Genomic DNA, 14,270 nt, shown 5'->3' on the forward strand with positions numbered 1-14,270 from the left:
GCGAGCAATTGACCCTCGACCGACGTTGAGCTGATGCGCTCGCCGATGAAATGTAGGCGTAGGTCCGCACGAGACGGCGGCTCCAGCGCATGCTTGCGGTGCATTTTAAAATTCTGTAGCCTCCAAAAAACAGTGACATGCAGTGTGGCGTGTCTTTCCAAGCCGTGTCGATTGGGAGCGACCAATTCGTTATGCATCCTGGCCCTCGGCAGCCTATTCCAAGAATCTCGCTCATACTCTGTGTACCGGGCCATACCGATATCGGCACGCGTGCAATTGCATCCCTGCGTGAGCAGGCATTTCGCGACTTCGAGTGCATCGTCGTCAATTGCTCCCAGGCCGACCCTTCAAAAGAGGCCTTGAACGCTGCTGCGGATGGCGACCCTCGCTTCCGCATCATAAGTTTCCGTGCCCCAGCCTCCATTGGCGCGGCGCGTAACACCGGCCTCCGGTTGGCCCAAACGCGGTATGTCGCCCTGATTCAAGGTCAGTATTCTTTGCCCGATCTGTCGCGGCAGCTTGATCGAATGGATGCGTCGAGGCATGCAGGCTTATATGTCGGACTCGTCGAGGGACCGCGTTTCGACCAAACGGTGTTGAGGGCCGACGCAGTGCGCGCGATTGGAGGTTTTGTCGAAACGGATGAGGTCGATGACGAGGCGCGCTTCTTCGCCAGACTTCTGGATGCCGGCTATACATTGGCGACTGGCCCCACCGAAGCGGACACTATCGGTGCCAAAGCTTCGAGCCGTGCAAGCTGCTCCACTAAAAACCAAAGGGACTTGCCCATACTGTTCATACCACACAAGGACTACCACGTGTGGACGATTGGCCTGCTCGCGCCGCAGCTACGGGCTTTGGGGGCGGAATTCTTGTCACTCGACCTGACCCCGCAGTGGGGCGAGGCCGGTGTGCGAAGTAGCGCGCAACGTTATCAGGTTGAACTCTTGGGCTTAGGGGAGTTCGTGGTTGGGCGTTTCGCTCCCAGCGTGGTGGTGACGTTTAATGACTGGGACTACATCTCTCGGCCTTTGGTGTTAGCCGCGCGGGCTGCCGGTTTGGGTACCCTTGGTATAGTGGAAGGAATTCAGGATTACGACGACGTCGATACTCGGGCTGAAAGGAAAGCTTACCGGCTGGTCGAGAATGTAATCCTGCCCGGCGCGTTTGACTATCGGTATTTCGTCAACGCTTCTGGCCAGCGCGTATTCATCAGTGGAATACCTCGTATTCAGGCTATGCGGAATCAGCCTGAAACTGCTCCATCCCTCGCGATGGAGAGGCGCGTGTTGATCAATTCGAATTTTTCCTACGGGGTGCTCACCCAGCATCGCGACCAGTGGTTGGCTTCTGCCGTCCAAGCTGTGAGACGAGCGGGTTATGAGCCCGTTATCAGCAGACATCCTGCCGATATGGGCCGCCTATTCCCTGAACTTGTTTCAACGGAGGATTTCTATCAAACGCTGCAAACTTGCTGCGCTTCGGTACAGCGCTTTGCAAGTGGCATACTCGAAGCGATAGCGTACAACAAACCGGTTTTCTACTTCAATATCCACAATGAAAAGGTGGACAAATTCACCTTCGATCCAATGGGAGCCTATCCGGTCAGCCGAAGCGAGGATGAGCTGGTAGCCGATTTGGGCGAGTTACATGAGTGGCAGGGGAGAGTGAGGGCAAACGGGCCGGCATTCCTCGATCTTCACGCCGGGAGGCGGACACTCGACATCGTCACCAAGACGAGCGAGATCATCGCGGCTCTCAGTGCAGTTCCGGTCTCCGCTGAAGCCGCCGCGGAATTTTATGGATATTTGCGCACGATCGATGAGATGACGGATGCCTTGTGTGAACCGGACAAGGGACGGCATGGTCCTTTCGCCCAATTGGATGGCGCGGTCGAGCGCCTTAGAACCGCGTCTCGGATGCGAAATGAAGGTACTCAATTTATAGCCGGCCAATGACCGATCTGGCACCGTTTCTATGCGGTGCGTCGGCCGGCTCGAACTTCTCAAAAGCAGAGATCATCGCCGAATGTTCGATTGGGATGTGACAATATTCGTGTCCCGGTGTTCATATTGCGGATCGGGTCCGATACTGTCAGTTTCCATTAAACCCGGAATAGTCAGTTGATACATCGGTGTGAGCAAAAGCAGTAGGCTGGTTGGAGTGTTTTATGAGTGAGAGGCAAGGTGCCTATAGTCCAGAGAAGACCGTTCTGGCTGTCGTATGGGGTGTTTACGATACCCTAAAATGGTGTTCCGAACGAAATCCGCATGCCCCCCCCCAGCGAGTTGTCCTTCTGGACCCGATCGGTAGCAAATCAGCGGCCCTTTCTAGCCTGTCGAAGAGCGATATAGAGATCATCCATATCGCTGGCATACCTTCAGACAAAGATGGCCAGACGGAGATTTTCTCCCATACTCACCCCAAAATATTCAGTAGTGCGCGGACGACCACGGCGCTACAGTCGCTTTTTCCCGGCCTTCGCGTCAAGGGAGTCGCGGCGGCGGACTATATCTCGACGGAAAGCCTGTCATCGGTTCTTGGGCGTGAAGATGAGACGTTCGCCCTCGTCGTTGAAACGCCGGGAGCAGAGTTGTCCATTCTAAAGTATCTTGAGGAGTCAGGATTTCTCGCCAGGGTCACGACCATCCACCTCCGGTGCGGTAAAGACATATTCTTCGAGCATGCTTCCGATGAGGCCCAGATCCGCGAGTGGTTGAAGGCGCATTTCTTTTATCTGTTGGATCGTCGCGGGGAGGATCCTGATTGGCCGCAATTGGCCTTCGCGGCAGATCTGAATGGCCGCCGAATTCCGGCGCTCGAAGCTCGAATCGATGGTATGACAAAGGCGTTGGCTGAGCTTGAAAAGTCTTTGAAAGCCGAGCAGGAGCGTGTCGCCGCGCATAAGGCCGTGGCAAGCCAGGCTCAGAGTTCGCTTCGTGAGAACGAAGAGGCGCTGGCCCGAGCTCGGGGGGATTATGCCCGTGCCCGTCATGAGATGTCCCTAATGCTAGAGAGTTTGCGGGTAACTCAGGGCGACCTGAAGGACCTGCGTGGTCGCTATGCGAGCGTATTTGACGAGAAGCGTCAGCTTGAGGAGCTTATTCGAAAGCTGACTCCTCGCTTGCGGGAAGCAGCTGGGCAATTGCGGGAGCTGTTTGCTCCGGCACCGAAGGATGCAGCGCATACGGAGCCCGCCGCGGACCAGGGCTGATTACGAAAGCAAATAAAGCGTATCGGCCAAGTCGATGGGCCACTATCGAAGAAGAAACCATGCAAAAAAATGTTCCGAATTCCGTCGTAACCTCGGATCCAATACGATTGAGCGAAACCGTCGCGCTTTTCGAAGACATGATCAGAGTCCTTGAAAGTGGTTCCTATCCAAAACAGACGTTAGGGAGTCTTCCCGGCGAGCCGCTAACCAGCCTCTTGCAGCAGTGCGAAAAGATCGCGGCAACTCCGAAAACGGAAGCGCCGGCGCTTCTTGTCGCCTTCCCCGGCCTGCCTCCCCTCGATTTGGACTGGTGGCGTGGTCATGTGCCGGCCATGGAGTTTCGTCGATTGTCCGAGCCGGACGGATTGTACCTGTCCGAAGCGATGGTTCGAACGATGCAGCATGATCTCGCGCGCGAGGGACGTGAGCTTTTCCTGATCGCAACACCCTTTACTCTCCCTTCCGGCTTCGCCTTCAACCCATCACGAATGCGGTTGTTGGTCTGTCATCCTTGGCGGGCCTATGTGGCAGCTGGTCCGGCGTTAGGCCTTTCCCTCCAGGATTTCTGCGAAGTGCTTTCCGAACACCTGCAGGATCTTACAACGCATAACGTTTTGCGCTACGAAGACGCAGCTAATCGTCAGGCGGTTTTGATAAAGATACTGCTGGGCCAGGAATCACCGCCGAGTCCTCCGGCACCAACTGTAGTAGAGCCGGTAGATTATTTCGGCGGAGCTCCAGCCTACGAACAACTTTGCGCCAGACTCAGCTACGATCCCTATCGCCTCATCGAAACCGATTGCTTGACCTACCGCGCCGAGTCCACATGGCTTGCCGCACCACAGGGCGGTTCGGCCCAGATCTCCTGGTTCTTGCCGCGAGTTTCCATGTTGCTTCCTGACACTAGCGTTCGCAACGTGCAGGCGCTCTTGCCGCAGATTGATTCGATCGTCGCTGCGGAAGCTGTGCCGGAGGCTCTCGATGCCCTCCTTTCTTCGCTGGGTGGGGAGCAGCGGGCACTCGCCATGCTGCTTGTGGCTGCTCATTTCATTCGGAAGGGCGAGGTGTTGCAGGCACTCAGTCTCGTAACCGAAGCGCTTGATGAAACCTCTTCGCAGGCTCAGGGGCTCACCGCACTGGCCTCGTCTCTCTATCTTGATATGAATAGAGGAGCGTTGGCCCTGGACGCGTTGACGTCGGGCCTCCGACAGTCGGGTCTTTTGGCTCCGCCTCAGATCGCAACGCTTGATGAGGCACTTGCCGGCAGGCCCGCGAAGAAATCAACTGGCGATCATGGACACGCTTTATTGATGTCGCGGCTGCGGGATAGGCCTCCGGAGCCCATGTCACGTAAACGGTTGATGATCGAGATTGGCACCACACGGGAAGATGTTCCAGGGCAGGGATCGACCCGTAAGTTGGCACAGCTTTGCGCGGAACTGGGGATAGAGTTCATCACTGTCGATATGGACCCGTCGAACAGCCGCCGTGCGCGTCGTATGTTCAAACGCCTCGGATTGCCCTTTAAGGCGATCACTGCCAAAGGTGAGGATTTTCTTGCCTCTCACACCGCTCCAATCGATTACGTCTTCCTCGACGCGTACGATTTCGATCATGGAAATCACTCCGAGCAGCGTCAGGAGCGGTACGAACGCTACCTTGGCAATCGAATCAGCGACGCGGAATGCCACCAGATGCATCTTGATTGCGCACGGTCCCTCGTACGCACACTCGCCGAGGATGGGTTAATTTGTTTCGACGATACATGGACTGATTTCGAGGGCAACTGGTCAGCAAAAGGAACAACCGCGATGCCGTTCCTACTCGAAAATGGCTTCGAAGTGATCGAGGCGCGCAATCGGGCTGCACTCCTTGGTCGCAAGAGATGATCCGCTCAAGGGGCTGAATGTCGCGAGGAACAAATACCCTGCGCGTATTGAGCGCATTCTTCGTGAAGTCTCAAATGTCAGGTCTCAAATACTTATGCAGTATGCTTCGGCGCCATGGGCTTCCGTTCCGTCTGGTCACGACAGTTGGCGGAGAGTTCTCTTGCCATGGCCTGTTCTCTAGCTAATATCTCCGGTCTTAAGGCGGAGCAGAACTCCGCCTTCGCCATCCTTGATCGGAAAGACTTCAGATGTCGCTCGCTGCGTTCGAGAAAACCTCGGCAGCCTGCTTTGCCGTCAGTCTTCGGATTTCGGTCTCATCGCGGCGGTTGGCGAACAGCTCGCTTGCCATGATTTGCTCGGCAAGATCTGCCGGTAGCGACATCAGCACGCGCTGGCCCTCTGTGTGGATCCCACCGAGTTCGGCGCGTTTTGCCGTGATCATGCCGCCTGCAACGGTGTTCAGCGTATCCGGGTCGATCAGGATAAAGGCGCCGGTCGAGCGGTTCTGCTCATAGGCGTCGAAGACCGCCAGCTCCTCGAAGGAAAGCCGCACCTTGCCGATCGCATTCATCTGGAGCGTCGAGGCATGCGGTTGCCACTTGCCGCTCGAAAGCTCAAGCTGGGAGATCGGCTCGACGGCAACGCGCTGGCGGCGCGAGCCGCTTTTCAGCCAGTAGCGTTTGCCCGGCTCGATGCCGCCCGGCTGCAGCGAGACAAGCTGGGCATCGAAATGAAGGCCGGTCATCGGTTGCCCTTCGAGCGAAACGATCACGTCACCACGGGCTACGTCCACTTGCCGGTCCAGCACGAGGGTAATCGCATCTCCTGCCACGGCGGCATTGCGCACGAGATCAAAGGTGACGATTTGCTTGACGTTGGCGACCACGCCGGACGGCAGGACGACGACCGGGTCGCCCGGCTTGATCGAGCCGCCGGCAACGGTGCCCTGATAGCCGCGGAAACTTTCTCCAGGACGCGCGACGCGCTGCACCGGCAGCCGGAAGCCACCCGCCTGAGCGGTGCGTACGGTCGCAAGTTCCAGCGTCTCGACTAGCGTCGGACCGTCATACCATGGCATGGCGCTGTCGGCCGAATAGACAACGTTCTCGCCCTTCAGCGCCGACATCGGAATTGCGGTGATCTGGCGTACGCCGAGCGAAAGCGCGAATTCGCGGAATTCGTGGGAAATCTTCTCGAAGATCGCCTTGTCGTAGTTGACGAGGTCGAACTTGTTGACCGCCAGCACGAACTGGCGGATGCCCATCAGAGCGGCGATCGTCGCATGCCTGCGGGTCTGCTCGAGTATGCCGGAGCGGGCGTCGGTCAGAAGAATCGCGAGATCGGCGGTCGATGCGCCGGTTGCCATATTGCGGGTATATTGCTCGTGGCCGGGGGTGTCGGCGACGATAAACGAGCGCCGGTCGGTTGAGAAATAGCGGTAGGCGACGTCGATGGTGATGCCCTGTTCGCGCTCCGCCTGCAGGCCGTCGAGTAGTAGTGCGAAGTCGGGCAGGCCAAGGTCGTTCTGCTTGCCGCTGTCGCGCGCAAGCGTTGCCGCCTGGTCTTCCTTGACCGCCTTGGTGTCCCAGAGGAGGCGGCCGATCAGCGTCGATTTGCCGTCGTCCACCGAACCGCAGGTGATGAGGCGCAGCGGGCGCGTGTCGCGCGCGGCCTTTACGGGTTCGGCAAAGGGCAGGATGGTCGCCGAAGCGGTTTGGGCTGGAGCGGTCATCTTAAAAATATCCTTCGCGCTTTTTCTTTTCCATGGAGCCGGACTGGTCGCGGTCGATCGCGCGGCCCTGGCGTTCGGAAACGGTGGCGATTTCAAGCTCGGCGATCACCTCTTCGAGGTTGGAAGCGGTCGAGCGGATGGCGCCGGTCAGCGGGAAGCAGCCAAGCGTGCGGAAACGGATCATGCCGTGCTGAACGGTTTCGCCGGGCAGGAGCTCAAGCCGCGGATCCTCGGCGAGGATCATCATCCCGTCGCGCTCCACATAGGGGCGTTCGGCGGCGTAATAGAGCGGCACGAGCGGAATGTCCTCGGCCTGGATGTAGCGCCAGATGTCGACTTCGGTCCAGTTGGAGAGCGGAAAGGCGCGTACGCTCTCACCCTTCTTGATCATGCCGTTATAGATGTTCCAGAGCTCCGGCCGCTGGTTGCGCGGGTCCCATTTGTGGTCGGGCGTACGGAAGGAATAGATCCGTTCCTTGGCGCGGGAGGCTTCCTCGTCGCGCCGTGCGCCGCCAAAGGCTGCGTCATAGCCGCCGTCATCGAGCGCCTGACGCAGCGCTTCGGTCTTCATGATGTCTGTATAGAGCGCCGAACCGTGGGAGAAGGGCGTGATGCCTTCTTCCGCGCCGCGCGGATTGGTGTGGACAACGAGGTCCAGATCGTATTTCCGTGCGATCTCGTCGCGGAACTCGATCATCTCGCGGAACTTCCATGTCGTGTCGACGTGGAGAAGCGGGAAGGGGACGCGACCCGGATGAAAGGCCTTGCGGGCAAGATGCAGGAGGACGGAACTGTCCTTGCCGATGGAATAGAGCATCACCGGCTTTTCGAATTCCGCTGCCACTTCCCGAAAGATGTGGATCGCTTCGTTTTCGAGGGCTTTGAGATGCGGATCAAGCGGCGGTCTGGAAACGGGCGGGTTCTTTACTTCCGTTTCCTGTACTGACAAAGGCATTTCGGTCTCCGGGCAGTCTATCGAAACAAACACAAAGGGTTCAGCGAGCGATCTGGCTCGCCTGCGGGATGGGCTGTGAGGCGGATTGCGATGCGCTTTCCGGCACATGCAGCCCGCATTCGCGTTTCTCGTCGTTTTCCCACCACCAGCGGCCAGCGCGCTCAGGCTCGCCGGGCTTGATGGCGCGCGTACAGGGTTCGCAGCCGATCGAAGGGTAGCCGCGGGCATGCAGCGGATTGACCGGGATCGCCTCGGCCGCCACATGGGCACGGATCGCATCAATGTCCCAGTCAGCGAGCGGGTTGATCTTGATGAGGTTGCGCTCGGCATCGTATTCGGCAAACGGCGTCGCGGCACGGCTGCCCGACTGGCCGCGGCGAAGCCCGGTGATCCAGACGTCCGCTCCTGCCAAAGCTCTTGCAAGAGGCTTCAGCTTGCGCACATGACAGCAGGCGTGGCGGGCTTCGACGCTGTCGTAAAAGCCGTTCATGCCATATTTCGCAGCATAGGCGTCGACATCCTCCGGTTCAGGCGCAAAGCGGCGGATCGAAATCGCATACCGCCCCTCCGTCTCTCCAATGAGGTCCAGCGTTTCCTTGAACAGGCGGCCGGTTTCCAGTGTCGAAACTTCGATCGACAGGCGATGAATTCCGATTGCTGCTGATATCACCTGGTCTTCAATGCCGAGGCTCGTCGTAAAGACGGCATTGCCAAGCTCGGCGGCAAGCGCGAGACGACCTGCAAGATCGAGGTCTTGCAGCTGTGCGTCGAGGGTGGAAGCCAGTATCAGGCGATCCCGGCTGGCGGCATCATGAAAGGTCATGGGGATATCATTCCGTGAGCATTTGCTGGATTATCCCGGCTCCGCGCACGAAAGGACAGAAAAACCCGTCCCATCACAACAGGATGAGGAGCAAATATCTCTCCAAAGCGGCAAGCACACAGAAAACCTGCCGCCTTAACCAAACGTGACCATTTTTGCCGCTCTAACTACCCGCATTGGTTTGTAATTTCTCGGAATTTGAGCTAATCCAGAGACATGCCCGCAAGGCATGATTGCCACTTGCGGACATGCAGCCCCTGAGCGCCGTTTCCGGCGATCCCGTGGATGCCCTTGAAAGCTGTTTGAGCGGCGCTGTGAGGACTTTCGCCTCGCGGCGACGTTATCGTTTAATGGTTGCGTGATGATATCCCAGAAAGCGAAATACGCGCTGAGGGCGCTTGCCGCCCTCGCGCAGGCCGATCCGGACGTGCCGATGCTGATCTCCGAGATTGCCGTCCAGCAGAGCATTCCGAAGAAGTTCCTGGAGCAGATCCTCCTCGACCTCAAGCGCTCGGGCATTGTTGTCAGCCGCCGCGGCAAGCAGGGCGGATATCTGCTCCTGAAGTCGGCCGATGCGATCACGTTCGGCGAGGTGCTGCGCCTCGTGGATGGGCCGATTGCGCCGCTTCCCTGCCTGTCTCAGACCGCCTACCGCAAATGCGAAGATTGCGATGGCGAGCACCTCTGCGAGATCCGCCATGTCTTCGCCCGCGTGGCCGACGCAACCCGCGACGTGCTGTTCAGCACCACGATCGCCGATGCGGTCGAAGGTGCCGGCGACACCAAAACGCCGGTCAGGGAACTGCTGACGGCCTGAAAGTGCCGGGTTCCGCTATCGCCTGTGGAGCCGGGATTACGAAATCGCGGTTATTTCCAGTTCCTGGCCCCCTACATTCACGACATCCCCGATCGCTTTGCCGGTGAGCGCTCTTGCCACCGGCGATACGTAGGAAATCGATCCGGCCTTGGGGTCGGCCTCGTCTTCGCCGACGATCCGATACGTCTGCACCCGGCCGTCCTCGCGGCTGAAGGTGACAGTGTTTCCGAAGGCGACGGTATCGGCCGACGCGGGGTTTGGGACAACCTGCGCGGTGCGGACTCTTTCCGCGAAATAACGCAGATCGCGCAGCGGGCCGGCAGCCTGCCGGCGGCGTTCGTTCACGTCTTCGATCGTGGTCGTAGCCTCATAAGCCTCACGCGCCCGAGCCAGCTGCAGTTCCAGTGCCTTCAATCCGTCCTCCGTCACCAGGTTCGGGTGAGGTGAAATCGGACGGTCGGGCAATAGGGTTTCCGAAGCGGTTTCGGCACTATCTTCCTTGGTGAAGGCGACGCTCAATCTTTCAACTCCGTTAGGCGCGGGTGATCTTTGGATCGGCAGCAACGGTTTTGCATCCGTCGGATCATATATGGCCATAACCGGTCACGTTGCGGAATAGGCGAAAAATCTTTCTTCGAATGCCTCAAAATCTCCCTTGCGGCTGGATTGTGATTTTCCCGAAGGCGCTTTTCCCAATGCGCACGTTCTGCCGTTGCCAGAAAGATTAACCCATTCTTTGCCCCCCGAATACGGCGAGGGAAACAGTTTTGCCTTCTTTTTGCCTTCGATTGACTAAGTCGACCCAACCGATAGAGTTTCGGCCAAACCACAGGAGGGAGCTTCATGTTCAGTTTCACCAGGCGATTCGGCAAGGGATTGGGGGCCGTCGCTCTCGGTCTTTCCCTGACAGTCGGGGTGTTCACGCCCGCTTTCGCCGATACCCAGCTTCTCAACGTTTCCTACGATCCGACCCGCGAACTCTACAAGGACGTCAACGCTGCCTTTGCAAAGTCCTGGAAGGCCCAGACGGGAGAAGACGTGTCGATCCGGCAGTCGCATGGCGGCTCCGGTGCGCAGGCCCGCTCGGTCATCGATGGCCTTGAGGCGGATGTGGTGACGCTGGCGCTCGAAAGCGATATCAACGCAATCGAGAAGACCGGCAAGATCAAAGCCGGCTGGCGTGCGCGCCTTCCCAACAATGCCTCGCCCTATACTTCGACCATCGTCTTCCTTGTCCGCAAGGGTAATCCCAAGGGGATCAAGAACTGGGGCGACCTGGTGAAGGGCGACGTCCAGATCGTCACCCCGAACCCGAAAACCTCAGGTGGCGCGCGCTGGAATTATCTTGCCGCCTGGGCTTGGGCGAACGAGGAGTTCAAGGGCGATCAGGCGAAGATCAAGGGCTATATCGCCGATCTTTATAAACGCGCGCCCGTCCTCGACACCGGTGCCCGTGGCTCGACGGTCACCTTCGCCCAGCGCCAGATCGGCGATGTGCTGCTTGCCTGGGAAAACGAGGCCTATCTGGCCGGCGAAGAATTCGGCAAGGACGCTTTCGATATCGTCGTACCGCCGGTTTCCATCCTCGCCGAACCGCCGGTCGCCGTCGTCGATGCCAATGTCGACGCCAAGGGCACCCGCAAGCAGGCCGAGGCCTATCTGCACTATCTCTATTCCGACGAAGGGCAAAACCTCGCCGCGAAGCACTTCTATCGTCCTTCTAAGCGTGATGTGGTAAAGCCGGATCTGCTGAAGGCTCTGCCGGACATCAAGCTTGTCACAATCGACGATCCGATCTTCGGCGGCTGGAAAAAGGCGCAGCCCGAACATTTCGGCGACGGCGGCATCTTCGACCAGATCTACAAGCCCGGGAAGTAATTCGGAATCCTTTATGACCCATACCGCCACTGCCTCACCGGCGAAGTGGCGACTGAAGCAGCCGAGCATCATCCCGGGTTTCGGGTTGACGCTCGGCTTTTCGCTCGCCTACCTGTCGCTGATCATTCTCATCCCCCTTGCCGGTCTGCTCTGGCGCACCGCCGAGCTTGGCTGGAGCGGCTTTTTTGCCGTCTTTGCCGACCGACGTACGCTCGACGCTCTTTATATATCCTTCGGCACGGCCTTTCTGGCTGCCTTGGTCAATGTCGTCTTCGGCACGATTCTCGCCTGGGTGCTCACCCGCTACAACTTTCCCGGCCGGCGGCTGGTTGATGCCATGGTGGATCTGCCTTTCGCCTTGCCGACGGCTGTAGCCGGCATTGCGCTTGCCTCGCTCTACGCTCCGAACGGCTGGATCGGCTCCCTCTTCATGCCCTTCCGCATCGCGTTTACGCCGCTTGGCATCGTCATAGCACTCATCTTTATCGGGCTCCCTTTCGTGGTTCGCACCGTTCAGCCGATCATGGAAGAGATCGATCGGGAGGTTGAGGAGGCAGCTGCAACGCTCGGTGCCAACCGGTTCCAGACGATCTCCCGGGTCATCCTGCCTGGACTGACGCCGGCGATACTGACCGGCTTTGCGCTCGCCTTTGCCAGAGGTGTCGGAGAATATGGTTCCGTGATCTTCATTGCCGGCAATATTCCCTATGTTTCGGAGATCGCGCCGCTGCTGATCGTCATCCGGCTGGAGGAGTTCAACTATGCGGGCGCAACAGCGATCGCCACGATCATGCTGCTCATCTCCTTCCTGATGTTGCTTGTCATCAATCTCATTCAGGCCTGGAGCCGCAGGAGGTACGGTAATGTCTGACCACCCCCGCACTCCCAAAGCGGCCTTCCGCGATCCGGCAGATGAGGGGCTGGCGACGAAGGTCGTGCTTCTCCTGCTTTCGCTTGCTTTTCTCGTCTTCTTTCTTTTTCTGCCGCTCCTTTCGGTCTTCGTGGAGGCTTTCCGGGAAGGGTGGGGCGCCTATTACGAAGCTCTGGCCGAGCCGGATGCAGCGGCTGCTATCCGGCTGACGCTTCTGGTCGCAGCGATCGCCGTGCCGCTCAATCTCGTCTTCGGGCTCTGTGCCTCCTGGGCGATCGCGAAGTTTGAGTTCAAGGGCAAAGCCTTCCTGATCACCCTCATCGATCTGCCGTTCTCGATCTCCCCGGTAATCTCGGGTCTCGTCTACGTTCTGCTTTTCGGTTCGGGCAGCCTGCTTGGCCCTCTTCTGAAAAGCTGGGGTATAGAGATCCTCTTCGCCGTGCCGGGTATCGTATTGGCGACGGTATTCGTGACGTTTCCCTTCGTGGCGCGCGAACTGATCCCGCTGATGCAGGACCAGGGAAGCGGCGACGAAGAGGCGGCGCTGTCGCTTGGCGCATCCGGCTGGCAGACCTTCCGGTTGGTCACGCTCCCAAACATCAAATGGGGCCTGCTCTATGGGGTGTTGCTCTGCAATGCCCGCGCCATGGGCGAGTTCGGCGCCGTGTCGGTGGTTTCAGGCCGCATTCGCGGGCTCACCAACACCATGCCGCTGCATGTCGAGATACTTTATAATGAGTACAACATGGTAGCGGCCTTCGCGGTGGCATCGCTGCTTGCACTGCTTGCGCTCGTCACCCTTGCCCTCAAGACACTTCTCGAACTTCGGTTCGGTGCCGGCAATGCCGGCGGCAGGCATTGAAAGGTTTACGCATCGATGGAAGTCACCATCAACAATATCCGCAAGGAATTCGAACGCTTTCCGGCGCTGAACGACGTTTCGCTGAAAATCGCTTCCGGTGAACTGATCGCGCTTCTCGGGCCTTCCGGTTCGGGCAAGACGACGCTTCTGCGCCTGATCGCCGGTCTGGATTTTCCGACCGCGGGTCAGATTTTTTTCGGCGACGAAGACGCGTCCCACCGTTCGGTGCAGGAGCGCAATGTCGGCTTCGTCTTTCAGCACTACGCGCTGTTCCGTCACATGACGGTCGCGGAGAACATCGGTTTCGGTCTGAAGGTCCGCCCGTCGTCAGCCCGCCCGCCGAAATCCGAGATACGCCGCCGCGTCTCGGATCTGCTGGACATGGTTCACCTCGGGGGGCTTGAGAAACGGTATCCGAACCAGCTTTCCGGCGGTCAGCGCCAGCGCGTGGCGCTTGCCCGCGCCATGGCGATTGAGCCTCGCATTCTGCTGCTCGACGAACCGTTCGGCGCCCTCGACGCCAAGGTACGCAAGGAATTGCGGCGCTGGCTGCGGGAATTTCACGACAGGACCGGTCATACGACGGTGTTTGTCACCCATGACCAGGAAGAGGCTCTCGAGCTTGCCGACCGGGTCGTGGTCATGAGCCAGGGCAAGATCGAGCAGGTCGGTTCCGCCGACGATGTCTACGACCGTCCCGGCTCGCCCTTCGTCTTTTCCTTCATCGGAGAATCCTCGCATTTGCCGGTGGAAGTAAAAGACAAAACCATTCTCTTCCAGGGGCAACCCATCGGCATTTCAGAACCGGCGGCAGGAAGCGGGGAGCTCTTCTTCCGCCCTGAGGATGTATCTCTTGTCGACGCTCAGGATGCGCTGTTCGGCAAGGTCACCGCCTGCCGCCGGCTGGCAGGCACCCGCATTGCAGAGATCGACATCGCCAATGAGGGCCATGCGCCTTATCACGTCGAGGTCGAGGTGCCGCTTCATGCGCCGGTGGCGCTCGGAAGCGAGGTGCGCTTTCGTCCGACGCGGTGGAAGGTTTTTACAAACGCCTGACGATGCCGGTCTTCGGGTTATCTGGCCCGGCCGCTGCATCGCGGCCGGCCTTAAACCCCGTTCTCGCCCGCATTAAAAGCGTAAAAAATTGATACATGTCATTTTCTGCTTCACGGAGTGCGGGTAAATAGCCGTCGTCGCAAGCTTCGGTCCATGCGCGACATCTAATGTGC

The 14,270-nt window shown here is 58.8% G+C and carries 12 protein-coding genes; 8 read left to right on the plus strand and 4 right to left on the minus strand.

Annotated elements, in window-relative coordinates:
* The first annotated feature begins 149 nt into the window (after nt 1–149).
* The 3 genes from EDE09_RS11405 to EDE09_RS11415 all read left to right on the plus strand — a co-directional run bounded on the left by EDE09_RS11405 (nt 150) and on the right by EDE09_RS11415 (nt 5,103).
* Nucleotides 150–1,958 carry a glycosyltransferase family A protein gene (locus EDE09_RS11405; protein ID WP_162712530.1) on the plus strand — a complete coding sequence of 603 codons (1,809 nt, stop codon included), beginning with the start codon at nt 150–152 and terminating at the stop codon, nt 1,956–1,958.
* A 212-nt stretch (nt 1,959–2,170) separates the two neighbouring features.
* On the plus strand, nt 2,171–3,214 hold the full coding sequence (locus EDE09_RS11410; RefSeq protein WP_112802563.1) for a hypothetical protein: 1,044 nt from the start codon (nt 2,171–2,173) through the stop codon (nt 3,212–3,214).
* A gap of 107 nt (nt 3,215–3,321) precedes the next feature.
* On the plus strand, nt 3,322–5,103 hold the full coding sequence (locus EDE09_RS11415; protein ID WP_132410450.1) for a hypothetical protein: 1,782 nt from the start codon (nt 3,322–3,324) through the stop codon (nt 5,101–5,103).
* 244 nt (nt 5,104–5,347) lie between these two features.
* Here the strand turns inward: EDE09_RS11415 and cysN are convergent, their stop codons facing one another.
* The 3 genes from cysN to EDE09_RS11430 are packed head-to-tail and all read right to left on the minus strand — an operon-like array spanning nt 5,348 to nt 8,613.
* Nucleotides 5,348–6,835, minus strand: coding sequence for a sulfate adenylyltransferase subunit CysN (gene cysN / locus EDE09_RS11420; protein WP_112802567.1), 1,488 nt, complete (start codon nt 6,833–6,835; stop codon nt 5,348–5,350).
* Between the two features lies 1 nt (nt 6,836).
* Nucleotides 6,837–7,790, minus strand: coding sequence for a sulfate adenylyltransferase subunit CysD (cysD, locus tag EDE09_RS11425; RefSeq protein WP_112802569.1), 954 nt, complete (start codon nt 7,788–7,790; stop codon nt 6,837–6,839).
* 40 nt (nt 7,791–7,830) lie between these two features.
* The gene (locus EDE09_RS11430) at nt 7,831–8,613 is read right to left on the minus strand and encodes a phosphoadenylyl-sulfate reductase (protein ID WP_132410452.1); all 783 of its coding nucleotides are present in this window, start codon (nt 8,611–8,613) and stop codon (nt 7,831–7,833) included.
* A 361-nt stretch (nt 8,614–8,974) separates the two neighbouring features.
* Between EDE09_RS11430 and EDE09_RS11435 the strand changes: the two genes are divergently transcribed.
* Nucleotides 8,975–9,430, plus strand: coding sequence for an Rrf2 family transcriptional regulator (locus EDE09_RS11435; protein WP_105371811.1), 456 nt, complete (start codon nt 8,975–8,977; stop codon nt 9,428–9,430).
* Between the two features lie 36 nt (nt 9,431–9,466).
* Here EDE09_RS11435 and greA read toward each other — a convergent pair whose 3' ends face one another.
* A complete protein-coding gene (gene greA / locus EDE09_RS11440; RefSeq protein ID WP_132410454.1) occupies nt 9,467–9,949 on the minus strand; it encodes a transcription elongation factor GreA in 483 nt (160 codons plus the stop codon).
* Nucleotides 9,950–10,273: 324 nt separating this feature from the next.
* Here greA and EDE09_RS11445 point away from each other — a divergent pair, with 324 nt between their 5' ends.
* Genes EDE09_RS11445 through EDE09_RS11460 form a run of 4 tightly spaced genes read left to right on the plus strand, consistent with a single transcriptional unit; the run spans nt 10,274 to nt 14,097 of the window.
* Entirely contained in the window at nt 10,274–11,308 is a 1,035-nt protein-coding gene (locus EDE09_RS11445; RefSeq protein ID WP_132410456.1) for a sulfate ABC transporter substrate-binding protein, read from the plus strand.
* Nucleotides 11,309–11,321: 13 nt separating this feature from the next.
* Entirely contained in the window at nt 11,322–12,179 is an 858-nt protein-coding gene (gene cysT / locus EDE09_RS11450; protein ID WP_132410458.1) for a sulfate ABC transporter permease subunit CysT, read from the plus strand.
* Complete coding sequence (gene cysW, locus EDE09_RS11455; protein ID WP_132410460.1) at nt 12,172–13,041, plus strand: sulfate ABC transporter permease subunit CysW; 870 nt, start codon at nt 12,172–12,174, stop codon at nt 13,039–13,041. The genes cysT and cysW overlap by 8 nt, the downstream gene beginning before the upstream one ends.
* 15 nt (nt 13,042–13,056) lie before the next feature.
* The gene (locus tag EDE09_RS11460) at nt 13,057–14,097 is read left to right on the plus strand and encodes a sulfate/molybdate ABC transporter ATP-binding protein (protein WP_132410462.1); all 1,041 of its coding nucleotides are present in this window, start codon (nt 13,057–13,059) and stop codon (nt 14,095–14,097) included.
* Nucleotides 14,098–14,270: the final 173 nt, after the last annotated feature.

The organism is Neorhizobium sp. S3-V5DH (genome assembly GCF_004343065.1).
Lineage (GTDB): Bacteria > Pseudomonadota > Alphaproteobacteria > Rhizobiales > Rhizobiaceae > Neorhizobium > Neorhizobium huautlense.